Genomic DNA, 26,139 nt, shown 5'->3' with positions numbered 1-26,139 from the left:
GTCTGAAAGTACGCCCGCTTGGTTGCCAAATTTTAGATAAAAAAAAACCATCTATACTAAGGGGAAAGTATAGATGGCCAAACACATTACGGGGAAAACGTCTTACTCACTTACTCACTTCTTTCGAAGCAAGCGTTACTCAGACAGGCGAATTATACAATAGTTCAGTCTTCACAGTGTTAAATTCTGTTAAATAAAAATAATAAGGTTTAGATTTTTGATTTTAAATAAATAAAAAATCCATATTGTTTAAAAATTTATCGAAAAAATTTGGAATTTTTTTAGATTTGGATAAATTTCCATTCTCCGGCGGCTAAATCATCGACATTCCAGTCGCCGAATTTCTCACGGTGAAGCTGCTCGACACGGTTGCCTGCGGCCGCAACCATGCGTTTGACCTGATGGTATTTACCCTCGGTAATAGTCATCATCAATGTGGTTGGGTCGGCCAATACTGCTTCGGCTGCGGCAACGGTTTCATTATCGTCATGCAGGAGGACGCCGTTTTTGAGTGTGGTGCAAAGGGTATCGTCGGCAGGATGTTTCAAAGTGACGCGGTAGAGCTTCGGAACTTTGTGTTTGGGCGAGGTAACGCGGTGGTTAAATTGCCCGTCGTTGGTAATCAGAATAATGCCGGTTGTGTCTGCATCCAAGCGGCCGACTGCCTGCATATCGATATTGCGCATTTGGTCGGGAAACAGGCTGAAGATGCTTGGATATTGCTGAGGTTTGTGCGAAGTCTCGTAATCCGCAGGCTTATGAAGCAGAATGTAGAAATGGGGCATGGGGACGGCGGCAATTTCTTCGCCGTCAACAGACAGGGTGTGCACTTGAGACGGGTCGATATCGTCTTTGGCACGATTATGAATTTCGCCGTTGATGGCAATGCAGTCGTTGTCTATCAGCCATTGGCATTGCTTGCGGCTGCCGAGGCCTTGCGATTGGATGTATTTGAGCAGTTGCATGGTTGAAAAGTAGGAAATATTCAGACGGCCTTTATTGTACTGGAAAACCGGTGTTTAGGCCGTCTGAAAAGTAGGGGCAAAAAAATCGCCCCTTTAAAATGTTAAGGGGCGCAAAAGGAACACAAACCACTACCAAAAACTGTTACAGGGCAAATTCTCCTATTTGATGTGTTGCCGGATAAAGTGCTTTCATCAAGTCATGTGGTGAAAGCAAGAAATCTTTGCTGTTTGTCGTCAGACGGCCTTGCTGCGGCGTCAGCTCAAGCAATCGGGCGTTTGCCGACTGGATAAACTTGTTTTTCGTGCGCTGCATTTTTCTTTGCAGGGCGGAAACAACGCGGTTGTACAGACTGTCTTTTTGTTTGACTTCGCGTGTACCGGCAACCCAGCTCAAGCGTGTATTGCCATCTTCATCTTCAATCAGCAGGATGCCGGTTTCTGATTGGGGCGATTTACCCATGCAAGGGAGCCAAACATAATATCGGCCATCTAAAGTAATGAATACTGCGTCATGTACTTCACATTCGTCGCAACACTTGGTAGCGATTAAAGAGCGGATGGCTTGTTGGTGCAGTCTCAGAATGTCAAGGGAGACTTGCTTAAAAATACTTTCGGGCATTTTCTTCTCCTTTCATTCTGTTGTGCGGTTGTTTTGTTTCGATGGGTTGTATTATACGGCGATTTTTTAAATTTGCAAATGATAATTGTTTCTATTATTTAATTTATGAGTAAGGTATTAATTATTAAGGAAATTAAATTTAAAAAATTTTCTAGAAATTGGGTTTTATACTCAAAAATGTTGTAATAGATGGCCATTAAATGAGAAAAGAATAAAGGCCGTCTGAAAAAATCCAGCTATAAAAGGGTATTTCAAAAGCAGCTAAAGTTTTGCTGACTATACATTTCAGACGGCCTTCAGTATGATTCAAGGCGTTTTGATAATTGCAGAAACCACCAACCATGAGCCAACGTCAGATTATCCTCGATACGGAGACCACGGGTCTTTATCCTGAAAACGGCGACCGTCTGGTCGAATTTGCCGGCCTAGAAATGATCAACCGCCAAATGACCGACTCCAACCTTCATTTATATATCCACCCCGAGCGCGATATGCCGGAGGAAGCGGCGAAGGTGCATGGTTTGACGATCGAAGTATTGGAAGCGAAGAATGCGCCGCCGTTTGCTCAAGTGGGTAAACAGATTGCCGACTTTATACGTGGCGCAGAGCTGATTATCCATAATGCCAAGTTTGACGTCGGCTTTCTGAATATGGAATTCCGCCGCATGGGTTTGCCTTCTATTGAAGAACTCGGTTGCAAAGTGACCGATACGCTGGCCATGGCGCGTGAAATGTTTCCGGGGCAAAAGGCAAGCTTGGATGCGTTGTGTAACCGCTTTTCCGTTGACCGCAGCAAACGTGTCTTGCACGGCGCGTTAATCGACTGCGAGCTTTTGGGTGAAGTCTATCTTGCCATGACGCGTCAGCAGTTCGACCTGATGGGCGGCGAGGCGGAAGAAGAGGGCGAAGTCAAACAAACCGTTATTGCGGAAACCAAACGTACGTCGCAGTTGAAAGTCATCAAAGCCAACGCAGACGAGCTGGCTGCCCATGAGAAATATTTGGACGATTTGGGCGAAGCGTGTGTATGGCGAAAGGCCGAAACTTCTGATGAGGCCAATGCCGGAGCGTCAGCATGATGCGCCGCAATATTGCTTTGATTCCTGCTGCCGGTGTGGGAGCGCGATTTGGCGCAGGAAAACCTAAACAATATGTTGAAATCAATGGTAAAACCGTATTGCAACATACCATAGAAATCTTTGAGCAACATTCCCGCATAGATTTAATTGCCGTTATTCTTTCGCCGGAAGATTCGGTTTTTCAGACGGCCCTGTCTGAGAAAGTACGCATCTTTCGAGTAGGCGGGGCAAGTCGTGCCGAAACGGTACGCAATGGTGTGTCCGTTTTATTGGAGCAAGGTTTGGCCGAGGCGAAAGACAATATTTTGGTTCATGATGCCGCACGCTGTTGCCTGCCTGCTGAAGCGCTAACGCGTTTGCTTGATGAGGCGGGTGAGAATGATGAAGGCGGTATTTTGGCCATACCGGTAGCCGATACGCTCAAGCGCTCAGACGGCAGTCATCATATTGATGAAACCGTTGCGCGCGCAGGATTATGGCAAGCGCAAACGCCGCAGCTTTTTCAGACGGCCTTGTTACACCGAGCTTTATCGGTTGATGATCTAAGTGAGATTACGGATGAAGCATCAGCTGTTGAAAAACTGGGTATCCGGCCGCGCTTGGTGCAGGGCGATACGCGCAATTTGAAATTGACGCTGCCGCAAGATGAATACATTGTCAGATTGTTGCTCAAGGCCGTCTGAACAATCAAAACCCATTATTTAAGGAAACAAACATGAATATCCGTGTCGGACAGGGCTACGATGTCCATCAGTTGGTCGAAGGCCGAGATTTGATACTCGGTGGCGTCAACATTCCGTTTGAAAAAGGCTTGTTGGGTCATTCAGATGCCGATGCACTTTTGCATGCGATTACCGATGCCCTGTTGGGGGCAGCCGGTTTGGGCGATATCGGCAGTCATTTTCCTGATACTGCCGCCGAATTCAAAGATGCAGACAGCCGTGTGCTGTTGCGCAAGGCTTATCAAAGCGTGCAGGAATTGGGTTGGAAGGTGGTTAATGTCGATACGACCGTGATTGCGCAAAAGCCAAAACTTGCGCCACACATTCCGGCAATGCGCGCCAATATTGCCGCAGATTTGGGTTTGCCTGAAAACTGCGTGAACATCAAGGGTAAAACCAACGAAAAACTTGGCTATCTGGGGCGCATGGAAGCCATTGAAGCACAAGCGGCAGTATTGCTGATTAAAGCCTAAGAGCTTAAAATTACTTTATTATTCAAACTGAAAGACTGACAACATGGCAACTCAAGACGAACTCAAACGTATTGCCGCCGAAAAAGCGGTGGAATTTGTTCCTGAAAACGAATACATCGGTATCGGTACCGGCTCTACCATCAACTTCTTTATTGAAGCTTTGGGTAAAAGCGGTAAGAAAATCAAGGGTGCCGTGTCTACTTCTAAAAAATCCAGCGAGCTTTTGGCGAAATACGAGATTCCAGAAGTTTCACTGAATGAAGTGATGGGTTTGGCGGTTTATGTTGACGGCGCAGACGAAGTCAACCACGCGCTGCAAATGATTAAAGGCGGCGGCGGTGCGCATTTGAACGAAAAAATCGTGGCCAGCGCATCCGATAAATTTGTTTGTATCGCCGATGAAAGCAAATATGTTTCCCGTTTGGGCAAATTTCCATTGCCGGTAGAAGTCGTTGAAAATGCCCGTTCGCTGGTGTCGCGCAAACTGCTTGCGATGGGCGGACAGCCTGAGTTGCGTGTCGGCTATACTACTTTCTATGGCAATCAAATCGTTGATGTTCACGGCCTCAATATCGACCAAGCCCTGAAAATGGAAGACGAAATCAATAAAATCACCGGCGTACTCGAAAACGGTATTTTTGCCCGTGATGCCGCCGATGTATTGGTTTTGGGTACGGCAGAAGGTGCAAAAGTCATCCTGCCTTGTCAGGATTAATAAAGATTAATTAATCTTAAAGGCCGTCTGAAAGTGCATCAGGTCTTTCAGACGGCCTTCAATTTGGCAAAATATGCAAATCAGTAAAATTATAAAATGGTTGCCCGTTGTTTTATCTGTTTTGGGTGCGCTTGGTTACAGCTCACGCGATACCGAGTTGATTCGTACAGGGGTAAGCGTTGCTGCCACATTGGCACAAGGCGACAATATCGGTTTAGAAAAGGTCAATGAATGGCTGGGTGAAAATGTCGTCAAAGCCACATCTGACACCAAAGCCGAAGCTAAACCCAAACCGGAACAAAAACAAAAGTCATCGCGACAATCCTACACATACAACGGAAAAATCATCAAAATCCATGATGGCGATACCATACACATTATCGATAGCGACGGCAGGAAACACAAAATCCGCATGGCCTATATCGATGCGCCGGAAATCAACCAGGCTTATGGTACGCAATCACGAGACAATCTGATTGATGCAGCATTGAATAAAAAAGCCAAAGTCCATGTGTTTGAAGCCGATCGTTACCAGCGCGAAGTTGCACAAGTATCAGTCGGCACGATTGACTTGAATTTGATGCAGATACGGGATGGCGCCGCATGGCATTATGAAAGTTATGCCAAAAAACAACAAAGTAAAACCGCTTACACCGACTATTCAGCCGCACAAAAACAAGCCAAGGAAAAACGTAAAGGCTTGTGGAAAAAAGACAATCCGCAAGCACCTTGGCAATTTCGTCGTCAAAACTACGAGCAGCAGAACGGCAATAAAAAGCAGTCTGATAAACAATGGTTTGGGATTTGGTAGGTTTTAAGAAAGAGGCAGTCTGAAAACTTTCAGACGGCCTTTAATCATTACAATATAGTATAAGATAAGAATGAGTGGCAGGTTTCTGATTAGAAGGTAAGAGAAATAAAAGTGTAATGTAATATTTGATGTAATATTTTTAAGAAGGCAGATATGAAAAAAGACACCGTTAGCTGGTGTCTTTAGTATCTGGCAGAGAGGAAGGGATTCGAACCCTCGATACGCTATTCACGTATACACGCTTTCCAGGCGTGCGACTTAAACCACTCATCCACCTCTCTGTGGACTATTATCCTGACTTATTATTCAGAATAATGTGAAAATTTGACTGATTGATTTATCAGTGGTGCCCAGGAGAAGACTCGAACTTCCACACCCGTGAGGATACTAGCACCTGAAGCTAGCGCGTCTACCAATTCCGCCACCTGGGCAATTTAAATTTTCTTAAGCAAAGAAGCACCAAATTATTTGGTGCCCAGGAGAAGACTCGAACTTCCACGCCCGTGAGGACACTAGCACCTGAAGCTAGCGCGTCTACCAATTCCGCCACCTGGGCTTTGCTTTATTCTTCAATTTAAGGTAGAGTTGACTACCTGAACTGCGAAGAAGCAGCTATTATATATTTTAAAAAAAGAATGTCAACTATCAAAATGAACAAAAATACTAAATCTTTAAATTTACGAGAAAAAGACCCGTACTTGGAGCGGGAGAAACAACGTTACGCTCATCCGCTGCCCAGCCGTGAGTGGGTTATTGAATTATTGGAACAAAAAGGCGTGCCGACAAAAATCGAAGCTTTGGCACATGAATTGTCGATTACAGAAGATGAATATGAATTCTTTGAGCGCCGTCTGAAAGCGATGGCGCGCGATGGTCAGGTGTTAATCAATCGACGTGGCGCGGTGTGTGCGGCAGAAAAATTGGCATTAGTTAAATGCCGTGTTGAAGCGCATAAGGACGGATTTGGTTTTGCCGTGCCGCTAACGCCGACAGGCGAGGGCGATTTCGTTTTGTATGAGCGTCAGATGCGCGGCGTGATGCACGGGGATATTGTTACCGTTCGTCCTGCCGGTATCGACCGCAGAGGCCGTCGTGAAGGTACGGTTTTGGATGTGGTGGAGCGTGCGCAGTCTAAAGTGGTCGGTCGTTTTTATATGGATCGCGGCGTGGCTATTTTGGAGGCCGAAGACAAGCGTTTGAGCCAAAGTATCGTGTTAGAGCCTGAAAGCGTGGCGCACTTTAAACCACAATCCGGCCAAGTGATTGTGGCTGAAATCGAGACGTATCCTGAAGCGCATCGTCCTGCTGTGGCTAAGCTGATTGAAGTTTTGGGCGATTATGCCGACAGCGGTATGGAAATTGAAATTGCTGTACGCAAGCACCATTTGCCTCATCAATTCAGCGAAGCATGTGTCAAAGCTGCGAAGAAAATTCCTGATCATGTGCGTAAAACCGACTTGAAAGGGCGCGTGGACTTACGCGATTTGCCTCTGGTAACCATTGACGGCGAAACTGCACGGGACTTTGACGATGCGGTTTTTGCTGAAAAAGTCGGCCGCAATTACCGTTTGGTGGTGGCGATTGCCGATGTCAGCCATTATGTCCGTCCTGATGACGGAATTGATGTAGATGCTCAGGAACGCAGTACCAGCGTGTATTTCCCACGCCGTGTGATTCCAATGCTGCCGGAGAAGTTGTCCAACGGTATCTGCTCGCTCAATCCTGATGTTGAACGCCTGTGTATGGTGTGCGATATGGTGATTACTTATGCCGGCAATATCAAAGAATACCGTTTCTATCCGGCAGTAATGCGTTCGCATGCGCGACTGACTTACAATCAAGTTTGGGATTGGATTTCAGACGGCCAAGATCATCCGTTTAAGCAGCGAATCGATACTCTGTATCAGTTATTTAAAATCTTGCAGAAAAAACGTTTTGAGCGTGGCGCGGTTGAGTTTGAGAGCGTTGAGACTCAGATGATTTTTGATGACAACGGTAAGATCGACAAGATTGTTCCCGTCGTCCGCAATGATGCGCACAAGCTGATTGAAGAATGTATGTTGGCGGCGAATGTTTGCGCGGCAGAATTTTTGCTGAAGAACAAACATACGGCTTTGTTCCGCAATCACTTGGGCCCGACTCCCGAAAAACTGGCCACTTTACGCGAGCAACTTGGTTTGCTGGGGCTGAGTTTGGGTGGCGGCGATAATCCGACGCCGAAAGACTATGCTGCGCTTGCCGAGCAATTTAAAAACCGTCCGGATGCGGAGTTGTTGCAAGTGATGATGTTGCGTTCTATGCAGCAGGCGGTTTATGAGCCGCATTGCGATGGTCACTTTGGTCTGGCTTATAGCGCATATGCACACTTTACTTCTCCTATCCGTCGTTATCCTGATTTGACGGTACATCGTGCCATTAAGGCTGTGTTGAACGGACAAACTTACCAGCCCAATAAAACCTGGCAGGCTTTGGGCGTGCATACCTCTTTCTGCGAACGCCGAGCCGATGATGCCAGCCGCGATGTGGAAAATTGGCTGAAAACTTATTATATGCGCGACAAAGTCGGCGAAGTCTTCAGTGGTAAGATTTCAGGCATGACCAGTTTCGGTATTTTTGTAACGTTGGACGATATTCATATCGACGGTTTGGTACATATCAGTGATTTGGGAGAAGATTATTTCAACTTCCGTCCTGAAATTATGGCGATTGAGGGCGAACGCAGCGGTGTCCGTTTCAACATGGGCGATACGGTCACTGTGAAAGTCGCGCGTGCCGATTTAGATACCAGCAAGATTGATTTGACCTTAGTCAGCGGCGGTTCAGTCGGTAAGAAACGCGGCAGTAGAAAAGCAAAACCTGTGAGCAAGCCGACAGCTGCTGACAAACCTGTCGAAAAGCGTAAGCGTAAACTTTCGGCTAAAGAAATCGATGAAGCGTTGGCTGCTCCCGTGAAGGCAAAGAAGAGCAAGGTGAAAAGTAAACCTGCCTCCAAGCCCGCTAAGCCAAGCAAACCTAAAGCTGCAAGCAAGAAAAAAGTGCAGGCGAAAACAGCTTCCGTCAAAGCCGGAGGTAAAAATAATGCTCAAGGCAAAAGCGTGAAGATTAAAGTGAAGAAAGCTGCTAAGAAATAAGCAGCATTCAATTCAGGCCGTCTGAAAATTTTCAGACGGCCTGAATTTGTGATTTTATAAATAAAACCAAGGATAAATAAGATGATAAAACTATACGGTATTCCCAATTGCGATACGGTTAAAAAAGCGCGCAGTTGGTTGGCAGAAAACGGCATCGAGTTTGAGTTTGTAGATTTTAAGAAAAACGCCCCGACTGCCGAATTGATTGATGGCTGGCTGGAGCAGGCAGCTTTGGAAATTTTGCTCAATAAAAGAGGCACGACTTGGCGCAAGTTGGATAAAGATGCGCAAGAATCTGCCGCCACAAAAGAAGGGGCGATTGCCTTGATGGTGGAAAATCCCAGCATCATCAAGCGGCCTGTATTGGTCAAAGAAGGACAGGTTCATGTTGGATTCTCCGTAGAAGCGTATCAGGAAATTTTCGGATAAGGCATTTTTAGGTTTTTAGGCCGTCTGAAAAAGCAAGCCTCGAAAAAATACGTTACAATACGCGCTTTGAGCCTGTTTTCAGGATTTTAAGATTTTTGCGGCAGCATTTTCCGGCTGCCGCGCCAAACTTTTCTTTCGGATAAATATGTTCCATATTGTTGAAAAATATAAAACACCCGCCCAGATTGTTTTAGGTATCATCGGTCTGACCTTTATCGGATTCGGTGCCAATAACTTGTCTTCGCCGGGTTCTGATTACATTGTCAAAGTCGGGGATGAGAAGGTCAGTGAGCATGCTTTACAGATTGCGATACAAAATGAGCAGGCTGCCGGCAATAATGCGCCTTCGCGTGATGCTATATTCCAATCTTTATTGCAAAGAGCTTACCTGAAGCAGGGTGCCAAGCTGATGGGCATCGCTGTATCTCAGGAACAAATCAAGCAAGTTATTGTGGATGATCCGAATTTCCATGATGCTTCCGGCAAATTCAGTCAGGATTTGCTCAAAAAGTATTTGGATCAGCGCAAAATGACCGAGGATCAGTTTGTTGAAGATATCCGCGAACAGTTCCAGTTGCAAAATCTGTTGAATTTGGTGCAAAACGGTGCGTTGGTCAGCGATGCGCAAGCGCGTCAGTTGATTAACCTGACCCAGGCCACCCGTACCATCCGTTCATTTACATTTAGCCCTGAAGCATTTGCGGCACAAGTAAAAGTAGATGATGCGGCTTTGCAAAAATATTATGAAGCGCATAAGAAAGATTACTTGATTCCTCAAGCCGTTAAGCTGGAATATGTGGCTTTGAACATCAAAGATTTGGCTGACAAGCAAACCGTCAGTGCGGAAGAAGTACAAAAAGCTTACGACAGTAAAAGCGTAGATTTGTCGCCAAGAGCCGAAATTGCGCATATTTTCATTCCTGTTATGCCTAACGGAGATGAAGCAAGTAATGCGGAAATTAAAGCAGAAGTGGACAAAATGGCTGCAGAGCTCAAAGCGCACCCAGATGCTTTTGCCGAGCTGGCGGCCAAGTACTCCAAAGATTTGTCCAGTAGCAATAAAGGCGGCAATTTGGGCTACCTGAGTAAAAGCGGCGGTAGCGGCTTTGGACCTGAATTCGATAAAGCGGCATTTGCATTGGGCAAAGGCGAAGTCAGCGATACCGTTAAATCGTCTTTGGGTTATCACGTTATCAAAGTTTTGAATGTCGAAGCTGAGCCGACTTTGGAACAAGCCAAAGCGCGTATCGAAACGGCTTTGAAACTGAAAAAAGCAGCTTCTGCCTTTAACGCGGCCAAAGAAAAATTGGGTGAAGATGCCTTCAATGATCCATCTTCTTTGGCAAAAGCAGCCGCCAATTCAGGCTTGAAAGTGGAAAACCTGGATGAATGGGTAACCAAAGCGGGTGCGAAAGAAGCCGGTTTGCCTGAAACGTTGATTAATGCTGCGTTTAGCGATGATGTACTGAAGAAAAAACACAATTCTGAAGTAATTGCCATCAACAACGAAACCGTTTGGGTCATTCGTGCGAAAGAAGTGCGCGAAGAGAAAATTGCACCATTTGCAGAGGTCAAAGATACTGTCCGTGCAGCATATCTGCGCTCTGAAGCCGCCAAACTGGCAGAGAAGAAAGCCCAAGAAACTTTGGCTGCGTTGAAAGCCGGTAAAGCTGCCGACGTTCAATGGTCGCCTGTTTCGCAATTGAGCGCGCAAGATGCGCGTAGAACCATGTCTCCGGAGGCTTATGCGGCTTTGTTGAAAGCACGCCCTGTCGGCGGTAAACCTGCGTATGCATTATTGGAAGGTATGCCTGCACCGGTGATTATGGAAGTTCAGAGCGTTTCTGCTCCTGAAAATGCCGATTCACAGATTCCGGCTGCCAAACAGGCTTTGGTTCAGCAGCTTTCTGCCAATGTGTTCGATAATTTACTCCAGTATTTGGGTAAGAAAATCGATCGTACGCAAGGAGCACAGAAAGTTAATAATGCTGCCGAATAAGCAGAGTATTTGAGTAGGGCAGCCGGATAAATTCCGGCTGTTTTCTTATTTTTAGCTATCTTTTAAAAGGCCGTCTGAAATCATGAGTAAAAATCCTGATGCCTTTGTCCGCTTGATTAATGCATTAAAAATCCTGCCCAATGTCGGCCCGAAATCCGCACAACGCATGGCTTACCAGCTTTTACAGTATAAACGCGAAGAAGCGCAGGAGTTGGTGGATGCTTTGCAATTTGCCTTGAGACAGGTGCAGCATTGTCGGATGTGCAACACATTTTGCGAGGGCGATTTGTGTGAAATTTGTGCGGATGAAAAACGCGAGAAAAGCCGCTTGATGATTGTACATATGCCGGCGGATGTCTCCAGTATGGAGGCGGCTAATTGTCATGATGGTCTGTATTTTGTTTTGATGGGGCAAGTCAGTCCGGCGCAGGGTATGGATATTTCGGTAGTAGCGTTAGATAAGCTGGTTGCCCGTTTGCAGGCGAGTGATATTGAGGAAATTATCATTGCCACCAACTTCACAGCCGAAGGCGATGCGACAGCGTATGTATTGGCGGAATTGTTTAAAAATCTTCCTTATAAAGTCAGCCGATTGGCGAGGGGAATCCCCTTGGGCGGTGAGATGGAATATGTGGATGCCGGTACTTTGGCTCAAGCTGTTTACGATAGAAGAAATATCCAATCTTAAATGGCAATATAAAAAGGCCGTCTGAAAGTCTTGAACTGCACCCCAAAAGTTGGACATCCCCCCTCCAACTCACAAGGTGCAGTTTTTTTATGAGCAAATATACATTACACTTCAAATACCAAGCCGTACTCCACTACCTGCACATACGCAGCCAACAGCGTACCGCAGACCACTACGGCATCTCACGAACCCACCTGCGGCGATGGATACGCGCCTATCAGGAAGGCGGCATCGGCGCACTCGAACATCCCCAATCTAAAACCATGACCGACCACCGCAAAAACCCCTTCATCGCCGACAAACCCGACCACGAAAAAACACAGGAAGAGCTTATAGAGGAGTTGTGCTATATGCGCGCAAAGGTTGCCTACCTAAAGGAGTTAAAAGCCCTCAGCCAAAAGCAGACCGAAAAGAACAAAGCCAAACCGTCCAAACACTGAGGGCGCAACACCCGCTCAAATACCTGCTGCACATCGCAAACCTGCCCAAAAGCAGCTTTTACTACCACCATCAAGACCGGCCCGACCCCGATGCAGCCGACAAAGCCCTTATCGCCGAAATCTACGAACGGCATAAAGGACGCTACGGGCAAAGGCGCATTGCCGCAGCATTGGATTGGAACCGCAAAAAAGTGGCGCGGTTGATGAAGCAGCTAGGACTGAAAGCTCTTATACGGGCAAAAAAAGCCTACCGCCATCCCGCCATGGGCGAAATATCGGAACACCTCCTCAAACGCCTATTCACAGCCGAAAAGCCCAACGAAAAATGGCTGACCGACATGACCGAACTCAAAGGGAGCGACGGCAAACTGTACCTCTCGCCAATCTTGGACTTGTTCAACCGAGAAATCGTCGCCTACGCCATGAGCCGCAATGCTAACAGCGAAATGGTGAAGAAAATGCTCGAAAAAGCCGCACCCCGTCTGACTGATAAGGGAACGATGCTTCATTCCGACCAAGGTGTGCTGTACCGTACGGCGGGGTATAGGGAATTGCTTGCCCGACATTCCATGGTCCAAAGCATGTCGCGTAAGGCGAATTGTTGGGACAATGCGCCGATGGAGAGCTTCTTTGCGGTGTTGAAGACGGAGTGTTTCTATAACGCAGGGGAATTGGCGGTGGACGAATTGATGAAACAGATAGATGACTATATGGATTACTACAACCGGGAGCGTTGCAGTCTGAAATTGAAAAAGCTGAGTCCTGTCGCATACAGAACCCAGCTTGCACAGAGCACCTGAAAAGGCTTTTATGAGTGTCCAAGATTTGGGGACCAGTTCATCTTTCAGACGGCCTTTTCATTGATTAAATCTTGATTAAATCAGATTATTTGCAGCTGACGCCTTGAATTTGAGGCGTATCGCCGTTGCCGACTTTAAATGCGCATTTGGTTGCGCTGCTGCCGGACACGGTAACAACACCGTTTCCGCTGTTGAGGCTGACAGGTTCTTTTACGCCCATGCCGACAGCAGTGGCTGCCAGTTTTTGAACATCGGCGTCGGAGTAAGCGGTATTGTTTGAACTGATTTTGATTTCTTTGGCGGCATATGCATTGAAGCTGAATGACAAACCTACAGCTACAGATACGAGGGCCAAGAATTTTTTGCTGTTCATTAGTGTATTTCCTTTTTGATGGTGACAAAGTGTGTCACAGCTTCAGAATAAGGGCGATTGGCCGATTGTGCAAGTTTTTCGGCGGAATTTACGGGAAGATACATGGTTTTACATACGCTTTATCCCTGAATGCTACATCAGTCGGGCAATCGGACGACCTGTCGGTTTTACGGTACAATAAGCCTTTTTTGACAAACGAATGAGGCATTTTTGAATGGCTTCTTTAGAAACTTGGATAGGCCTGCGCTATCTGCGTGCGAAAAAACGCAATGGCTTTATGTCATTTATTACCATGATTTCAATCGTAGGTATCGCCTTGGGCGTAACGGCTCTGATTGTGGTGTTATCTGTAATGAACGGATTTCAGAAAGAGATACGCGGTCAATTGTTGAACGTCGCACCTCATGCAGAAATCGGCTATTACGATGTCGGCAGTGCGCCGGGTTGGCAGAGTTTGCGCGAATTTGTAAAAGGCAAAAAGGAAGTATTGGCCAGCGCGCCTTATGTTTCCGATCAGGCTTTGCTTGCCAATGCCGGTGAAGTGCGCGGTGTGCAGATACGCGGTATTTTGCCGTCTGAAGAAAAAAATGTCGTTGATTATGGCAAGGATATGCCGGCCGGCAGTTTTGATGATTTGAAGCCGGGCGAATTTGATATTATTTTGGGTCAAGGGCTTGCTGAGGCATTGGGCACGGAGATTGGCGGCAAGGTTACAGTGATTACGCCAGAGGGTAACGTTACCCCTGCCGGCGTGGTACCGCGCTTGAAGCAGTTTAATGTGGTCGGTGTGGTAAAAACCGGTGTTTATGAAGTCGATAACACATTGGCCATGACGCATATTAAGGATGCGCAAGTCTTATATCGACTGGGAGAAAACGTCGGTGGGCTGCGTTTGCGATTGGCTGATCCTCAGAATGCGCCGTCTTTTATTACCAAGTTGATTCCTGATGCTAAAAAAGATGAAGTATGGGTGCGCGACTGGACGTTTAACAACCGCAGCTATTTTGAAGCCGTTGAGTTGGAAAAACGCATGATGTTCATCATTTTGACACTGATTATCGCGGTTGCTGCGTTTAACCTCGTCTCTTCCTTGGTAATGGCGGTAACGGAAAAACAAGCCGATATTGCGATTTTGCGCACTTTGGGTTTGTCTCCGGGCGGCGTCATGAAGATTTTCTTGGTGCAGGGCGCATTTGCGGGGTTCTTCGGTACGCTTGTGGGCGTGGTATGCGGTGTATTGCTGGGTTGGAATGTCGGCAAGATTGTCGCGTTTTTTGAAGACCTGTTTGGCGTGCATTTGATTAACTCACAGGTTTATTTCATCGATTACCTGCCTAGTGATGTGAATTTGAAGGATGTTGCCGTTATTGCCTGCATTTCGCTTGGCTTGGCATTTATCGCCACACTGTATCCAAGCTGGCGTGCTGCAAAAACCCAACCCGCGGAGGCTTTGCGTTATGAGTAAGACAATTTTGAAATGTACCGGCGTTGGCAAAAGCTATAATGACGGCGCATTGAATGTACAAGTGTTGAATCATTTAGATTTTGAAGTTGCCGAAGCGGAAAGCGTGAGTATCATCGGTTCGTCAGGCAGCGGTAAATCCACATTGCTGCACCTTCTTGGCGGTTTGGATATGCCGTCTGAAGGCAAGGTAATACTGATGGATCAGGATTTGGGCGGTTTGAGCCAAAAACAGTTGGGCGAATTGCGCAACCGTTATTTGGGCTTTGTGTATCAGTTCCACCATCTATTGCCTGAGTTTTCTGCGTTGGAAAATGTCATGATGCCGCTTTTAATCGGCAAAATGCCCAAAGCGATGGCTGAGGAGAAGGCTGTCAAGATGCTGAAAAAGGTTGGCTTGGATAAGCGTATGCTGCACCGTCCGAGCGAACTTTCCGGCGGCGAGCGTCAGCGTGCGGCCATTGCCCGTGCTTTGGTTAATGAGCCGAAATGCTTATTGGCAGATGAGCCAACAGGGAACCTTGACCGTAAAAATGCGCAAAATGTGCTGGACATGATGCTAGATTTGAAACGAGAATTGAACACCAGCCTGATTGTGGTGACCCATGATGACGAGCTGGCTGAGCGTTTTGACCGGGTAATGACCATGAAAGACGGTAGCCTGCAAGTGCTGCAATAAGGTTATTATTTCAGGCAAATATTTTATGCTTTGAACGGTATAATAGAGGCCGTCTGAAAAATAGGTTTTCATTTATGGAAACGCTGTTTTTCAGACGGCCTTTCTTTTTTCCGTATCAATTAAGCCTGAGCCATGAATCCGACCGACTCTATCCTTTCCTCTGCCGCAGATGCAGCCATAGCGTTTTTCCGCCGCCACGAAGTACAGGGCGCATCCATTATTGAGACTTATGTGGTTCGATTGTTTGCAGCCTTGCAAAACGGGCATTCGTTCATTTACTTGGATAAAGCGGATGTCGATGCCTTAAGCAACTTGCCGAACTTGGTCGGTAATGCGGATAAACCGCTTATCCTGCAAGGCTGGAAATTGTTTTTGGGGCGGATGTGGCAGTTGGAGCATGATTTGGCTGTTGAAATCAAACGACTGGCCAGTGCCGAGGCGGAAGAAGTGAATTTCATGGCGGCTTCAAAAAGCCTGAGCGACTGGTTTGATACTAAAGACAGTAAAGAGCAACGGGATGCTGCGGCTTTGGCTTTGCTGCAAAATTTTATGTTGATTACCGGCGGGCCGGGTACGGGTAAGACGACGACAGTAGCAAAGCTTTTGGGTCTGATTTGCAATAACAGTACGAAGCTGCCACGTATCGCGTTGGCGGCGCCGACGGGCAAAGCGGCTGCGCATATGGCGCGAGCCTTACAGCGTGCTTTAGACGGTTTTGATTTGTCTCCGAGCATTAAAGCGCATTTGGAAAATTTGGAAGGGCAGACCGTCCATCGATTATTGAAATTGAGGCCGCCGCAAATGCGCCCTGCGTTCAATCATGAACATCCGCTTGCTTTGGATGTTTTGGTGGTGGATGAGGCTTCGATGTTGGATTTGCCGCTGGTGTTGGATTTGTTGCGTGCCGTGCCTACTGGCTGTCGTCTGGTGTTGCTTGGCGATGAAAACCAGTTGCCGTCGGTTGGCTTGGGAGCTGTGTTGGCGGCATTGTCGCGTCCGACAGCTTTGGATAAAGAAACTGCTGAAAAGTTGGAAGTGTACCTGCCCGATCATGGCTTTGAGATTAAAGGGCAGCCACAGGCTTTATCGCAAAACAATGCCAAATTGACGTTCAGCCACCGTTTTGGTGCAGACAGCGGTATCGGTTGTTTGGCGAGGGCGGTGGTATCTGGGGAAAAGCAAACTGCGGTCGAACAGTTTGACAAGTTCCCCAAAGAATTGGAAATGAAATCAGGCCGTCTGAAAGAGCAGGTCACCTTGCTGTATCAAAAGCAACAGAATTATTGGCAGGCCGTGGCAGAGAATAATGTTGCACTCGCCTATGGTCATGCTGCCGATGTGGTGGTATTGGCGGCTTGGCGGCAGGATGCGGATGATTTGAATCAGGCTTATCAAGAATACTTGCAACGACAAGGCAAGGTTTCGGGCGAAACGCCTTGGTTTGCCGGACAAATCATTATGATTACGCACAATGATTACATGCTGGAAGTGTTTAATGGCGACATCGGGCTGATTATGAAAGATGAAGAATCGTTGAATGGCTTGTCTGCATATTTTCCTGAGAAAGATGGATTTAAAAAAATTGCCATCAGCCGTTTGCCTGATTTTGAATCGGCTTTTGCCATGACGGTGCACAAGAGCCAAGGTTCGGAATATCGAGAAGTGTGGCTGTTGCCCCCGTCAGTGCCTGTAACGACGGAAAGCGAAGAGGAAGCCCGAGGTTTGGATAAGGCTTTGCTTTACACAGCCATTACCCGTGCGCGTGAACGATTTGTGTTTTGGGGAAATGCGGAGGAATTGTGTCAGGCTGTGGGATGCCACCAAAAACGCAGGACGGCATTGGCCGATGCCTTGAAATGGCAGTTTGAACAGCCTGATGAGCAGGCTTCCGTTTGACCTGAATCAAGAGGCCGTCTGAAAGAGGATAAAGCGTTTAAATCTGCTTGACTGATTACACTAATTTACATACGATAAAAATAATTAGTAAATAAATGAATGATTTATACGAAATTCATAATGTTGTACGCTTTATCGAATACTTCACTTTCAATACCTTCTTTTGGAGAGTCGGCATGAAATTTCAAACCAAACTGATTGCAACCTGTATTTTATTGGCTTCATCATCTTATTCTTTGGCAGAGAATGCTGATGGCAGACGTGATGCGGCAGCTTTGGCCACCACCAACGATTTGAAGTACGCTATAAATTGGCCGACTGGAGCGTCCGTAATTCTTACGATGTATTCTTGAACTACCGCCGTGTCGGTTCGTTGTCCGGTGTCTCTTCTGTTGAGGATTACAGCAAAAACGTCCAAGGCGTACAAATCGGTGCGACCTATATTCCTTGGAAAAACTGGAAACTCAAAGGCTTCTATTTGGCCGGCAAACAGGTTACGTCTACTGTTGGCACGGATAAGCAGGACGTAAACGTTATTCGTGGTCAGTTAGAATATAAATTTTAATCATCACAAATAAAAACAGGCAGGGTGTCCTGCCTGTTTTTGGTTTTCAGACGGCATGGATATAGGGCCGTCTGAAACAATGGATGAAACACTTTACCAGCTATCGCGCTTCATACGGTCAAGCTGGCGGCGGTCGCGTTTGGTTGGGCGTCCGTCCGGATAAGCGGCACTGATGCGGCTGGCTTGGTCGAGCTGTTTTTGAGCCTCGCGTTCGGCAGCCGTTTTCATGTCTTCTTCGTAGAGTAAACGCGCTTCCGGTGCCGGGCGGCGTTGATGATTGAGTGCGGTAACTTTGAATTTGTAGGGTAGGGAGTTCAAAGTCATGTCGATGGTGTCGCCGGCAGAAATATTTTTGCTGTTTTTCACTTTTGAGCCGTTTACCAAAACCCTGCCCAGCTCAATATGTTTTTGTGCCAGCGCGCGGGTCTTGAAAAAGCGCGCGGCCCACAGCCATTTGTCCAAGCGCATGGACGAATTGTCATGATCGTTTTTCATAGCCTGTTTGAAATGATTGAACTGAATTGAAGTTTATCATAAGATACGGCACTCCATGTGTTTAGTGCAGATATACTATTTCTTTATTAAAGGCCGTCTGAAAGATTTTTTATTGCAAAAGATGGCAGTTTCCCTTTGAGAAATGCTGTCAAATGCGTCTGATTAGCGTATCATGTCAGCAACCGTTACCGAGAGCTTTGTTTTATGAAACCCGTATTTTTGGACTTCGAACAACCCATCGCCGAATTAACCAATAAAATTGACGAGTTGCGATTCGTACAAGACGAATCTGCCGTTGATATTTCTGACGAGATTGCCAGACTGAAAAAGAAAAGCAGTGAGTTGACCAAGTCAATTTTCAGCAAGCTGACTCCGGCTCAAATTTCACAAGTATCCCGCCATCCGCAACGTCCTTATACTTTGGACTACATCAACGGTATTTTTACCGATTTTGAAGAGTTGCACGGCGACCGCCATTATTCTGACGATCATGCCATTGTCGGCGGTTTGGCGCGTTTTAACGGCCAAAGCGTGATGGTTATCGGCCATCAGAAAGGCCGCGATACCAAAGAAAAAATCCGCCGCAATTTCGGTATGCCGCGTCCTGAGGGTTACCGTAAAGCACTGCGCTTGATGAAGACTGCCGAAAAATTCAATATTCCAGTTATGACCTTTGTCGATACTCCGGGCGCGTATCCGGGCATTGGTGCAGAAGAACGCGGCCAGTCTGAAGCCATCGGCCGTAATTTGTACGAACTGACCCGTCTGCATGTGCCGGTATTGTGCACCATCATTGGTGAAGGCGGTTCAGGTGGCGCGTTGGCAGTGGCTGTCGGCGACTACGTCAATATGCTGCAATATTCGACTTATTCGGTGATTTCTCCCGAAGGTTGCGCTTCTATTCTTTGGAAAACTGCTGAAAAAGCAGCAGATGCCGCGCAAGCATTGGGTATTACCGCCAAACGCCTGCAAGAGTTGGATCTCATTGATAAAGTAATTGATGAGCCTTTGGGCGGCGCACACCGTGATTTTGAAACCACGATGAAAAACGTCAAAACCGTTTTGGAACAGCAATTAAGCGAAGCGCAAAGCATGACCATGCCTGACTTGCTTTCTCGCCGTTTCGACCGCATCATGGCTTACGGTAAATTTACCGATAAATAAGTTTGACTGCTGAAAAAGCAAGCAGATGTCGCTGCTTGCTTTTTTTGTGTTCTATTTTTGAGTAATTCACAATTTTAGGCCGTCTGAAATGTCGCAACTATCCCCTGATTCCCTATTTAAAAGTTTTCACGCAGCTTTTCCTGATTTGCCGAGCCATACTGTTGTTGAAGTTGGTTTGAGTGGCGGATTGGATTCTGTCGTCCTGCTGCATCTTTTGCACCGGACGCGTGAATTTCACCATTTTGATTTGCGTGCCGTCCATGTTCATCATGGTTTAAGCACTAATGCCGACAGTTGGGCAAAATTTTGTCAGGATTATTGTCGGGGTTTGAATGTGACCTTGCGCGTGTGCCGTGTCAATGTGGAAAAACAAGGAAAAGGTTTGGAGGCTGCGGCCAGGGCTGCCCGATATCAGGCATTTTCAGACGGCCTGAAGAAAATTATTGTTTTGGCCCATCACCGCAATGATCAAATCGAAACATTTATGTTGTCGGCTGTGCGAGGGGGTGGATTACGCGGTATGGCGGCCATGCCGGTATGGCGTGATTTAAATGAAGAGATTCAAATTTGGCGGCCGCTTTTGGCATTTTCCCGTCAGGAACTGGCTGAGTATGCGCAACAATGGGGATTATCTTTTGTTGAAGACGAAAGTAATGAAGACTCAGGCTATTTACGCAATTGGATGAGAAATCAGGCTTTGCCGAAATGGCAGCAGCGTATCCCGAATTTTGAGCAGCAAATTTGTACCAATGTTCGATTATTGCAGGAAGATTTGCAGCTTTTAGATGAATTGATTGAGTCTGAATACCAGCGCATCAGTCCAAAAGGAATATTCAGCATCAGTCTATGGCGGCAGTGTACCCCGCTTTTGCGTCGTCGGCTGCTTTGGTATTTTTTGCGAAAGCAAACGGAATCATTGCCTTCTTATCACAGCATTGCCGATTTTGCCCGAGTATTAGAAACCGCTGATCAAGCGCAGTTGAATTTGCCAGACGGGAAACTAGTCGTATATCGAGATAAGCTGTTTGTTTGTCAGGAAAGTGAGTTTCAAAAACTGCCTTGGTGTAATGGCAGGGAAGTTCGAGGCCGTCTGAAAGATATTTTGCTGGAAAACGGTTTCGTTTTATTACCCTTTAAGGGAGGTTTGTCAGAAGAGGAGTTGGAGAAGCAGGCGGTATTTCGAAATGTGGCCAAAGGTGATGTGATTCAGTCGGGGCAGAGGGAAAAATCAGTCGAAAAACTATTGCAAGAGTGTCATATTGTGCCATTCGTCCGTAAATATTGGCCGATTATCCTAAGTATGGGCAACAAGTGTCTTGCTGTTATTAATCTTCGGGTGGGAAGCGATGTTCAAATAGGGGAAGGCTATCTGCCTGTTCATGAAAAGTTAGCTAAATATATAGTAGAAAAGTAAAGAGACTAACTTTAAATTTAATAAGTATTAGTAATTTAACTACTTGTGCTAAGTGTAGATATAATAAGCAATATAGCTTATATTAGAGTATCTATACGAATAAACTTTTGCGATTAAATGTAATCTTGTGGAACTTTTTCAAAGCGATGCTGTCTTTATTGTGCACAGCACGCTTTACTATTTTCTGGTTTAAAGCAGTAAAACGATTAAAGGTTGGGTATGAACGATCGCCAAATAGATCAAGTTTTGGTGGAGCGCGCGCAGAAAGGTGACCATAAGGCATTCGAGATGCTGATGTCCAAGTATCAGCGTCGGCTAAACAGACTGATTTCCCGTTTTATTCAGGATGAGCACGAAGTACACGATGTAACCCAAGAGACAATGATTAGGGCTTATCGTGCTCTGGTTAATTTTCGCGGTGAGAGTGCATTTTATACATGGCTGTACCGTATCGGTATCAATACGGCAAAGAATTTTCTGACCACTTCGGGTCGCCAGTTTTTTGTCAGTTCGGAAGCAGCCAATGAGGAGGGAGATGTTCTCGATTTAACCGATCAGATTGCAGATTACCATACGCCGGAAGCTGAAATGATGAATCGGGAAATCTTGCAGACCGTCGAAGCAAGCATTGCGCAACTGCCAGACGATATGCGTCAAGCCATTACACTTAGGGAAATGGATGCCTTGTCTTACGAAGAAATAGCTCGGGTAGTGGATTGTCCGATAGGTACTGTACGTTCGCGTATTTTCAGAGCGCGTGAACTGATTGCAAAAGATTTGCGGCCGCTGTTGGATACTTCTGAAGATCAAAGGTGGTAATAAAAATGAATGACAAAACAAATAAAGCATTGGAGTATGTGTCTGCATTGATGGACGGTGAAGCATTGACTGATGAAATGCTGGATGCTGTATTGGCAGACGAGGAAGCCTTGCGCGCTTGGCATGAGTACCACATTATCGGCGACTGTATCCGTCAGGGTGCTGCGGCGAGTGTTACCGGTGAAACCATGCAAAGCAAAGCATTTACAGTGCCTCAAACCGAGGCTGAAGGCAAACAGGAAAAATATGCTCAGCATGAAGTGGCCAATAGCGGCTTCTTCAAATTCTTCGCGGCCGCAGCCAGCGTGTGTGCGATTGCTGTTGCAGTATGGCAATTTACACCGCAAACTTCTCGTGACGATATGCCAGTTGCAGAGAAGTCTAATGTTCAGTCTGCTCAAAATATCATTCCGGTAAGCGGTACGCCTAGTGATAAAGCAGCTTCCGAGCCTGGCGAAACTGTTGTGCCAAATGCGGCAAAAGACGGCAAAATTGAAAACCGTCCGACTGTCCGTACCGAGCAGCAAAATGAGCAGCAGACAGTTGTGCAGTAAAAAATGAAATCATGTAAAACCCTTGCTTCATTGTAAGGGTTTTTTATTTTCTAAGTAAAACCATCAGGCCGTCTGAAAGCATAGCTTCAAGGAAGTTAAAACAGTTATAATGCGCTCCATGAAACTGATTACCTCTGCTCAAAACGAACAGCTCAAACATTTATTCCGTCTGCTGACGCAGGCCAAAGCAAGGCGTGAAAGCGGTGAAACCGGTGAAACCGTATTGGAAGGCGTACATCTGCTGCAAACTTATTTGCAAAGCGGCGGTACGCCCAAACAGGTTTACTTGCCTGAAAAGAAACAGCAACATCTTGAAATTCAAGAAATTACGGCGCAGTTGGACGAGGGATTGATTACTTGGGTCGGTAACGAAGCACTGTCTAAAATCACCAGTCTGACCGATGCCGATGATGTGATGACTTGGATTGATATTCCGCAGCAGGCAGGTTTGCCTTCAGACGGCGATTGCGTAGTATTGGAGCGGGTACAAGACCCCGGCAATGCAGGCACGATTTTGCGCAGCGCGGCGGCAGCCGGAATCAGGCAAATCGTGTGCGGCAATGATTCCGTGGATATCTGGTCGCCCAAAGTGTTGCGAGCGGGGATGGGTGCGCATTTTCTGCTGTCTATTTTCAATCGAGTGGAATTATCCGCTTGGATGGAAACGTATCAGCATCAAATTTGGGCAACTGCCTTGGGCGGTCGCAATATCGGTTTGTATGAGATGGACCTCAGTCAATCTTGTGCTTGGGTGTTTGGCAACGAAGGCAGCGGCGTGAGCGAAACGGTAAAAGAGAAGGCTGATGCCTGTGTCAAAATCCCCATGTTGGGGCAAACCGAATCCTTGAATGTCGCGATGGCGGCAACGGTTTGTCTGTTTGAACAAATGCGGCAACGTATCCATGCCTAGGCCGTCTGAAAACAATAATACAATTTTATTTTAAGGAACAAAAATGCAAATACTGACTTTTGATGAAGCGGCACGCAGCCGCTTGATGGAATTGCTGGATGATAAATCTGAAGCCCATAACACCATGCGTTGTGATGAGGTTCAAGGTTTTATGATGGCTTTATTGAGCGGTCCGGATGCTTTGAATCCGACCAACTGGCTGCCAGAGATTTTGGGTGAGGAATCTTTGTTTGATGCCAAAGAGCGCACCGAAATCGAACGTTTGGTAATGGCAATGGCCGCCGATATGCGCATGAAGCTTAATGAGAAAATCCTGCCTGATTTGTGGTTTTATGAAGATGAAGCCGGCAATCCGGATTTCTACACTTGGTGTAACGCCTATCTTTACGCATTGGATATTGTGCCTACCGATTGGTTTGAAGCAGTCGATCAAGAAGAGTTTGAGGATTTGTTCTATCCGATTATGGCTTTGGGCGGCATCTATGATGATGAGGAAAACGGCGAAGTCATCTTGCATCTCAATGAAAAAGAGCTGACCCAGCTGGAGTCTGATTTGCCGCATGTCCTGCTGGATATTTACTGGTACTGGCAGGCCATCATCAATAAACCGCAAACCGTCCGCCGCGAAGGCGAAAAAGTGGGGCGCAACGATCCTTGCCCATGTGGCAGCGGTAAAAAGTACAAAGCCTGCTGCGGCAAATAAACAGCGAAATAAAAAGGCCGTCTGAATGCTTGAAATTCAGACGGCCTTTAATGTTTTGTCTTAGAACAACGAGGCCAACCAAACAAACAGGATGGTCAGTGCGATGGTCAAGGCGCAGCCGATTTTGGCCACGGTGCCGATGATAAAGCCGATAAACGTACCGATACCGACTTTGCCTGCCTGCCAAGTGTCTTTGCGTGCGATAAATTCGCCGATGGCCGCACCGGTCAACGGACCGAGCAACAAGCCGGGAATAGAGAAGAATGCACCGACGATACCGCCGATAAATGCACCCCAAACCGCAGTTTTACTTGCGCCGGTATATTTTGCACCCAATGCGCCTGCCACATAGTCCATTGCAGTACCGAATACGGCAACGATGGCCAAAAAGGTCAGCGTACCCGAGCCAAACACTTGATAATCGCCGGCATAACCCAACAGCCATGCGCCGCCAAACATCAAACCCAGTCCGGGCAAGGCAGGGTAAATAGTGCCTAAAATGCCGACAACAATGGCGATTAAACCGAGGATAATCAGAATGGTGGTCATGGTTTTCCTTTTGATGGAGGGGTGGATAACGGCGGTATTATGAGGGCGTTTTGCCGGATTGCGATAAAGGTTTATGCAAGAAAATGAAAATATGCCTAAATATTCAGACGGCCTTTCAGTCAATAGCTACCGAAAGGCCGTCTGAATGTCTAAACGCGGTTACATACCGCAGGTTTTGGGTTTGTTTGCCAAAATATTGATGACTTTGCGTTCGGTTTTTTGCGGTTCGATTTTAATTTCGCTTTCGTCTTCTTCGCTGCCGTCGGAGAAACGTTCCGGCATTTTTTCGCTGTCAAACGCCAAGTCGCCGCCGTGTTTCAGGCTTTGACCGCGTTCCAAGCCGACAAAGTCGAAAAGTTCGGTATCGGCCAAATGCGATGGAACGACGTTTTGTAGAGCGGAGAACATAGACTCGATACGGCCGGGGAAGCGTTTGTCCCAGTCGCGCAACATATCGCCGATGACTTGGCGTTGCAGGTTGGGCTGAGAGCCGCAGAGGTTGCATGGGATAATTGGGAATTGCTTCAGCTCGGCGTATTTAATCAAGTCCTTCTCTTTGACATACGCGAGAGGACGGATGACGATGTGTTCGCCGTTGTCGCTTACCAGTTTGGGCGGCATGGCTTTGAGTTTGCCGCCGTAAAACATATTCAGGAACATGGTGGCGAGGATGTCGTCGCGGTGGTGTCCCAAGGCGATTTTGGTGCAGCCCAATTCTTTTGCAGTACGGTAGAGGATGCCGCGGCGTAAACGGCTGCACAGCGAGCAAGTTGTTTTGCCTTCTTCCAATACGCGCTTGACGGTGGAATAAGTGTCTTCTTCAACGATTTTGTAGGGAACGCCGATGCTTTCGAGATAGGTCGGCAATACTTCTTCAGGGAAGCCCGGCTGTTTTTGGTCGAGATTGACGGCGACCAGTTCAAAATCAATCGGCGCGCTGGCTTGAAGTTGGCGCAGAATGTCTAAAAGGGCGTAGCTGTCTTTGCCGCCTGAGAGGCAGACCATGATTTTGTCGCCCGGCTCGATCATATTGAAATCGTTAATGGCATCGCCGACGGCGTGGCGCAGGCGTTTGCTGAGTTTGTTGTTTTCTAATTCTTGCTTGGTTTTTTTGGACATGGCTGTTTGTGCTTTGAAATAATAGAAAAATTTAAGGGCGGTATTGTACCGCAAAAGAATAAAGGCCGTCTGAAAAACTGCGAGTGCTTGATTGAAGCGGCGTTTTCAGACGGCCTGATATTTGTGCTTTATTTGATTTGAAGGGCGGTAATTTTGATTTCAACCTTCCAGTCGGGCGAAGCCAGTTTCGCCTCCACGCAGGCGCGGGCCGGAGCGCGTTCAGGAGCTGTCCATGCATCCCAGGCTTCGTTCATAGCGGCGTAATCGTTCATATCGGGCAGATAGATGGTGGCTTCTAAAATATGGGCTTTGTCGGATTGGCATTGTGCGAGCCATGAATCGATTTGCGCCAAAACATTTTCAGTTTGCGCTTTGGCATCGGCTTCAGGATTTTCGGGAACCATGCCGGAGAGGAAAACCAAGCCGTTGGCTACGACGGCTTCCGAATAGCGTTTACTTGCACCAAGATAGCGGATGTCCATGTTGTCTCCTGATTTCAAAAAGAAGGTATGGTAACATTGCGACTGTTTACGTTCCACATTTAAGAGGGGCCGTCTGAAAAGGAT

The 26,139-nt window shown here is 46.8% G+C and carries 28 protein-coding genes and 3 tRNA genes; 21 read left to right on the top strand and 10 right to left on the bottom strand.

Annotated features, from left to right (window positions below):
• Window positions 1–281: 281 nt before the first annotated feature.
• Together FAH66_RS04690 and FAH66_RS04685 are read right to left on the bottom strand one after the other, a co-directional pair.
• On the bottom strand, window positions 282–965 hold the full coding sequence (locus tag FAH66_RS04690) for a 16S rRNA pseudouridine(516) synthase (protein ID WP_137040842.1): 684 nt from the start codon (window positions 963–965) through the stop codon (window positions 282–284).
• Window positions 966–1,107: 142 nt separating this feature from the next.
• Entirely contained in the window at window positions 1,108–1,584 is a 477-nt protein-coding gene (locus FAH66_RS04685) for an NGO0322 family iron-responsive protein (protein ID WP_137040841.1), read from the bottom strand.
• A gap of 341 nt (window positions 1,585–1,925) precedes the next feature.
• Here FAH66_RS04685 and dnaQ point away from each other — a divergent pair, with 341 nt between their 5' ends.
• The 5 genes from dnaQ to FAH66_RS04660 all read left to right on the top strand — a co-directional run bounded on the left by dnaQ (window position 1,926) and on the right by FAH66_RS04660 (window position 5,384).
• Entirely contained in the window at window positions 1,926–2,663 is a 738-nt protein-coding gene (gene dnaQ / locus FAH66_RS04680; protein ID WP_137041608.1) for a DNA polymerase III subunit epsilon, read from the top strand.
• Complete coding sequence (gene ispD, locus FAH66_RS04675; protein ID WP_137040840.1) at window positions 2,660–3,346, top strand: 2-C-methyl-D-erythritol 4-phosphate cytidylyltransferase; 687 nt, start codon at window positions 2,660–2,662, stop codon at window positions 3,344–3,346. Before dnaQ ends, ispD begins: the two co-directional genes overlap by 4 nt.
• Window positions 3,347–3,378: 32 nt before the next feature.
• On the top strand, window positions 3,379–3,858 hold the full coding sequence (gene ispF / locus FAH66_RS04670) for a 2-C-methyl-D-erythritol 2,4-cyclodiphosphate synthase (protein ID WP_137040839.1): 480 nt from the start codon (window positions 3,379–3,381) through the stop codon (window positions 3,856–3,858).
• A 43-nt stretch (window positions 3,859–3,901) separates the two neighbouring features.
• The gene (gene rpiA / locus FAH66_RS04665; RefSeq protein WP_003679072.1) at window positions 3,902–4,573 is read left to right on the top strand and encodes a ribose-5-phosphate isomerase RpiA; all 672 of its coding nucleotides are present in this window, start codon (window positions 3,902–3,904) and stop codon (window positions 4,571–4,573) included.
• Between the two features lie 73 nt (window positions 4,574–4,646).
• Complete coding sequence (locus tag FAH66_RS04660) at window positions 4,647–5,384, top strand: thermonuclease family protein (RefSeq protein WP_137040838.1); 738 nt, start codon at window positions 4,647–4,649, stop codon at window positions 5,382–5,384.
• Between the two features lie 190 nt (window positions 5,385–5,574).
• Here the strand turns inward: FAH66_RS04660 and FAH66_RS04655 are convergent.
• The 3 genes from FAH66_RS04655 to FAH66_RS04645 all read right to left on the bottom strand — a co-directional run bounded on the left by FAH66_RS04655 (window position 5,575) and on the right by FAH66_RS04645 (window position 5,940).
• A tRNA-Ser gene (locus FAH66_RS04655) sits at window positions 5,575–5,665 on the bottom strand.
• Between the two features lie 63 nt (window positions 5,666–5,728).
• Window positions 5,729–5,815: transfer RNA gene (locus FAH66_RS04650), tRNA-Leu, on the bottom strand.
• A 38-nt stretch (window positions 5,816–5,853) separates the two neighbouring features.
• Window positions 5,854–5,940 (bottom strand) — tRNA-Leu (locus tag FAH66_RS04645).
• A 79-nt stretch (window positions 5,941–6,019) separates the two neighbouring features.
• On the opposite strand from FAH66_RS04645, the gene rnr reads away from it, so the two are divergent.
• The 6 genes from rnr to FAH66_RS04615 all read left to right on the top strand — a co-directional run bounded on the left by rnr (window position 6,020) and on the right by FAH66_RS04615 (window position 12,871).
• A complete protein-coding gene (gene rnr / locus FAH66_RS04640; RefSeq protein ID WP_167480316.1) occupies window positions 6,020–8,515 on the top strand; it encodes a ribonuclease R in 2,496 nt (831 codons plus the stop codon).
• Between the two features lie 81 nt (window positions 8,516–8,596).
• Entirely contained in the window at window positions 8,597–8,944 is a 348-nt protein-coding gene (locus FAH66_RS04635) for an ArsC family reductase (protein ID WP_070585426.1), read from the top strand.
• Window positions 8,945–9,089: 145 nt separating this feature from the next.
• On the top strand, window positions 9,090–10,943 hold the full coding sequence (locus FAH66_RS04630; protein ID WP_137040836.1) for a SurA N-terminal domain-containing protein: 1,854 nt from the start codon (window positions 9,090–9,092) through the stop codon (window positions 10,941–10,943).
• Window positions 10,944–11,025: 82 nt separating this feature from the next.
• Window positions 11,026–11,631 (top strand): recombination mediator RecR, encoded by a 606-nt coding sequence (gene recR, locus FAH66_RS04625; protein ID WP_070748766.1) that lies wholly within the window; start codon window positions 11,026–11,028, stop codon window positions 11,629–11,631.
• An 89-nt stretch (window positions 11,632–11,720) separates the two neighbouring features.
• On the top strand, window positions 11,721–12,071 hold the full coding sequence (locus tag FAH66_RS04620; RefSeq protein ID WP_244285023.1) for a helix-turn-helix domain-containing protein: 351 nt from the start codon (window positions 11,721–11,723) through the stop codon (window positions 12,069–12,071).
• Window positions 11,975–12,871 carry an IS3 family transposase gene (locus tag FAH66_RS04615; RefSeq protein WP_137040834.1) on the top strand — a complete coding sequence of 299 codons (897 nt, stop codon included), beginning with the start codon at window positions 11,975–11,977 and terminating at the stop codon, window positions 12,869–12,871. Before FAH66_RS04620 ends, FAH66_RS04615 begins: the two co-directional genes overlap by 97 nt.
• 85 nt (window positions 12,872–12,956) lie before the next feature.
• Here the strand turns inward: FAH66_RS04615 and FAH66_RS04610 are convergent, their stop codons facing one another.
• On the bottom strand, window positions 12,957–13,244 hold the full coding sequence (locus FAH66_RS04610) for a hypothetical protein (protein ID WP_003683377.1): 288 nt from the start codon (window positions 13,242–13,244) through the stop codon (window positions 12,957–12,959).
• Between the two features lie 214 nt (window positions 13,245–13,458).
• Here FAH66_RS04610 and FAH66_RS04605 point away from each other — a divergent pair, with 214 nt between their 5' ends.
• From FAH66_RS04605 to FAH66_RS11030, 4 genes are all read left to right on the top strand, one after another.
• Window positions 13,459–14,709, top strand: a complete 1,251-nt coding sequence (locus FAH66_RS04605) for a lipoprotein-releasing ABC transporter permease subunit (RefSeq protein ID WP_137040833.1) — start codon at window positions 13,459–13,461, stop codon at window positions 14,707–14,709.
• The gene (lolD, locus tag FAH66_RS04600) at window positions 14,702–15,385 is read left to right on the top strand and encodes a lipoprotein-releasing ABC transporter ATP-binding protein LolD (protein ID WP_003683651.1); all 684 of its coding nucleotides are present in this window, start codon (window positions 14,702–14,704) and stop codon (window positions 15,383–15,385) included. Before FAH66_RS04605 ends, lolD begins: the two co-directional genes overlap by 8 nt.
• A gap of 132 nt (window positions 15,386–15,517) precedes the next feature.
• On the top strand, window positions 15,518–17,281 hold the full coding sequence (gene recD, locus FAH66_RS04595; protein ID WP_137040832.1) for an exodeoxyribonuclease V subunit alpha: 1,764 nt from the start codon (window positions 15,518–15,520) through the stop codon (window positions 17,279–17,281).
• Window positions 17,282–17,630: 349 nt separating this feature from the next.
• On the top strand, window positions 17,631–17,846 hold the full coding sequence (locus tag FAH66_RS11030; RefSeq protein ID WP_244285021.1) for a hypothetical protein: 216 nt from the start codon (window positions 17,631–17,633) through the stop codon (window positions 17,844–17,846).
• A gap of 93 nt (window positions 17,847–17,939) precedes the next feature.
• On the opposite strand, the gene FAH66_RS04585 is transcribed toward FAH66_RS11030, so the two are convergent.
• The gene (locus FAH66_RS04585) at window positions 17,940–18,341 is read right to left on the bottom strand and encodes an RNA-binding S4 domain-containing protein (protein ID WP_036490717.1); all 402 of its coding nucleotides are present in this window, start codon (window positions 18,339–18,341) and stop codon (window positions 17,940–17,942) included.
• A gap of 204 nt (window positions 18,342–18,545) precedes the next feature.
• On the opposite strand from FAH66_RS04585, the gene FAH66_RS04580 reads away from it, so the two are divergent.
• The 6 genes from FAH66_RS04580 (at window position 18,546) to FAH66_RS04555 (ending at window position 23,905) form a co-directional block, all read left to right on the top strand.
• A complete protein-coding gene (locus FAH66_RS04580; protein ID WP_070748760.1) occupies window positions 18,546–19,505 on the top strand; it encodes an acetyl-CoA carboxylase carboxyltransferase subunit alpha in 960 nt (319 codons plus the stop codon).
• An 88-nt stretch (window positions 19,506–19,593) separates the two neighbouring features.
• Window positions 19,594–20,919, top strand: a complete 1,326-nt coding sequence (tilS, locus tag FAH66_RS04575) for a tRNA lysidine(34) synthetase TilS (RefSeq protein WP_137040831.1) — start codon at window positions 19,594–19,596, stop codon at window positions 20,917–20,919.
• Between the two features lie 219 nt (window positions 20,920–21,138).
• On the top strand, window positions 21,139–21,738 hold the full coding sequence (rpoE, locus tag FAH66_RS04570; protein ID WP_137040830.1) for an RNA polymerase sigma factor RpoE: 600 nt from the start codon (window positions 21,139–21,141) through the stop codon (window positions 21,736–21,738).
• Window positions 21,739–21,743: 5 nt separating this feature from the next.
• Complete coding sequence (locus FAH66_RS04565; protein ID WP_137040829.1) at window positions 21,744–22,292, top strand: sigma-E factor negative regulatory protein; 549 nt, start codon at window positions 21,744–21,746, stop codon at window positions 22,290–22,292.
• A gap of 118 nt (window positions 22,293–22,410) precedes the next feature.
• Window positions 22,411–23,202, top strand: coding sequence for a TrmH family RNA methyltransferase (locus tag FAH66_RS04560; protein WP_137040828.1), 792 nt, complete (start codon window positions 22,411–22,413; stop codon window positions 23,200–23,202).
• Between the two features lie 43 nt (window positions 23,203–23,245).
• Entirely contained in the window at window positions 23,246–23,905 is a 660-nt protein-coding gene (locus FAH66_RS04555) for a YecA family protein (protein ID WP_003683658.1), read from the top strand.
• A 60-nt stretch (window positions 23,906–23,965) separates the two neighbouring features.
• Here FAH66_RS04555 and FAH66_RS04550 read toward each other — a convergent pair whose 3' ends face one another.
• The 3 genes from FAH66_RS04550 to FAH66_RS04540 form a co-directional block, all read right to left on the bottom strand.
• The gene (locus tag FAH66_RS04550) at window positions 23,966–24,454 is read right to left on the bottom strand and encodes a DUF456 domain-containing protein (RefSeq protein ID WP_070647064.1); all 489 of its coding nucleotides are present in this window, start codon (window positions 24,452–24,454) and stop codon (window positions 23,966–23,968) included.
• 159 nt (window positions 24,455–24,613) lie between these two features.
• Window positions 24,614–25,573 carry a tRNA 2-thiocytidine(32) synthetase TtcA gene (gene ttcA, locus FAH66_RS04545; protein WP_003683461.1) on the bottom strand — a complete coding sequence of 320 codons (960 nt, stop codon included), beginning with the start codon at window positions 25,571–25,573 and terminating at the stop codon, window positions 24,614–24,616.
• 128 nt (window positions 25,574–25,701) lie between these two features.
• The gene (locus tag FAH66_RS04540) at window positions 25,702–26,055 is read right to left on the bottom strand and encodes a RidA family protein (RefSeq protein ID WP_003683286.1); all 354 of its coding nucleotides are present in this window, start codon (window positions 26,053–26,055) and stop codon (window positions 25,702–25,704) included.
• Window positions 26,056–26,139: the final 84 nt, after the last annotated feature.

This window comes from Neisseria subflava (assembly GCF_005221305.1).
Classification (GTDB): Bacteria; Pseudomonadota; Gammaproteobacteria; order Burkholderiales; family Neisseriaceae; genus Neisseria; species Neisseria subflava.
Note: the sequence above shows the minus strand (reverse complement) of the source record. Positions and strands in the feature narration are given on the sequence as shown.

Excerpts from the sequence above, each read along its gene's own strand:
- FAH66_RS04690 (WP_137040842.1), bottom strand. The coding sequence starts at position 965 with ATGCAACTGCTCAAATACATCCAATCGCAAGGCCTCGGCAGCCGCAAG.
- FAH66_RS04685 (WP_137040841.1), bottom strand. The coding sequence starts at position 1,584 with ATGCCCGAAAGTATTTTTAAGCAAGTCTCCCTTGACATTCTGAGACTG.
- dnaQ (WP_137041608.1), top strand. The coding sequence starts at position 1,926 with ATGAGCCAACGTCAGATTATCCTCGATACGGAGACCACGGGTCTTTAT.
- ispD (WP_137040840.1), top strand. The coding sequence starts at position 2,660 with ATGATGCGCCGCAATATTGCTTTGATTCCTGCTGCCGGTGTGGGAGCG.
- ispF (WP_137040839.1), top strand. The coding sequence starts at position 3,379 with ATGAATATCCGTGTCGGACAGGGCTACGATGTCCATCAGTTGGTCGAA.
- rpiA (WP_003679072.1), top strand. The coding sequence starts at position 3,902 with ATGGCAACTCAAGACGAACTCAAACGTATTGCCGCCGAAAAAGCGGTG.
- FAH66_RS04660 (WP_137040838.1), top strand. The coding sequence starts at position 4,647 with ATGCAAATCAGTAAAATTATAAAATGGTTGCCCGTTGTTTTATCTGTT.
- rnr (WP_167480316.1), top strand. The coding sequence starts at position 6,020 with ATGTCAACTATCAAAATGAACAAAAATACTAAATCTTTAAATTTACGA.
- FAH66_RS04635 (WP_070585426.1), top strand. The coding sequence starts at position 8,597 with ATGATAAAACTATACGGTATTCCCAATTGCGATACGGTTAAAAAAGCG.
- FAH66_RS04630 (WP_137040836.1), top strand. The coding sequence starts at position 9,090 with ATGTTCCATATTGTTGAAAAATATAAAACACCCGCCCAGATTGTTTTA.
- recR (WP_070748766.1), top strand. The coding sequence starts at position 11,026 with ATGAGTAAAAATCCTGATGCCTTTGTCCGCTTGATTAATGCATTAAAA.
- FAH66_RS04620 (WP_244285023.1), top strand. The coding sequence starts at position 11,721 with ATGAGCAAATATACATTACACTTCAAATACCAAGCCGTACTCCACTAC.
- FAH66_RS04610 (WP_003683377.1), bottom strand. The coding sequence starts at position 13,244 with ATGAACAGCAAAAAATTCTTGGCCCTCGTATCTGTAGCTGTAGGTTTG.
- FAH66_RS04605 (WP_137040833.1), top strand. The coding sequence starts at position 13,459 with ATGGCTTCTTTAGAAACTTGGATAGGCCTGCGCTATCTGCGTGCGAAA.
- lolD (WP_003683651.1), top strand. The coding sequence starts at position 14,702 with ATGAGTAAGACAATTTTGAAATGTACCGGCGTTGGCAAAAGCTATAAT.
- recD (WP_137040832.1), top strand. The coding sequence starts at position 15,518 with ATGAATCCGACCGACTCTATCCTTTCCTCTGCCGCAGATGCAGCCATA.
- FAH66_RS04585 (WP_036490717.1), bottom strand. The coding sequence starts at position 18,341 with ATGAAAAACGATCATGACAATTCGTCCATGCGCTTGGACAAATGGCTG.
- FAH66_RS04580 (WP_070748760.1), top strand. The coding sequence starts at position 18,546 with ATGAAACCCGTATTTTTGGACTTCGAACAACCCATCGCCGAATTAACC.
- tilS (WP_137040831.1), top strand. The coding sequence starts at position 19,594 with ATGTCGCAACTATCCCCTGATTCCCTATTTAAAAGTTTTCACGCAGCT.
- rpoE (WP_137040830.1), top strand. The coding sequence starts at position 21,139 with ATGAACGATCGCCAAATAGATCAAGTTTTGGTGGAGCGCGCGCAGAAA.
- FAH66_RS04565 (WP_137040829.1), top strand. The coding sequence starts at position 21,744 with ATGAATGACAAAACAAATAAAGCATTGGAGTATGTGTCTGCATTGATG.
- FAH66_RS04560 (WP_137040828.1), top strand. The coding sequence starts at position 22,411 with ATGAAACTGATTACCTCTGCTCAAAACGAACAGCTCAAACATTTATTC.
- FAH66_RS04555 (WP_003683658.1), top strand. The coding sequence starts at position 23,246 with ATGCAAATACTGACTTTTGATGAAGCGGCACGCAGCCGCTTGATGGAA.
- FAH66_RS04550 (WP_070647064.1), bottom strand. The coding sequence starts at position 24,454 with ATGACCACCATTCTGATTATCCTCGGTTTAATCGCCATTGTTGTCGGC.
- ttcA (WP_003683461.1), bottom strand. The coding sequence starts at position 25,573 with ATGTCCAAAAAAACCAAGCAAGAATTAGAAAACAACAAACTCAGCAAA.
- FAH66_RS04540 (WP_003683286.1), bottom strand. The coding sequence starts at position 26,055 with ATGGACATCCGCTATCTTGGTGCAAGTAAACGCTATTCGGAAGCCGTC.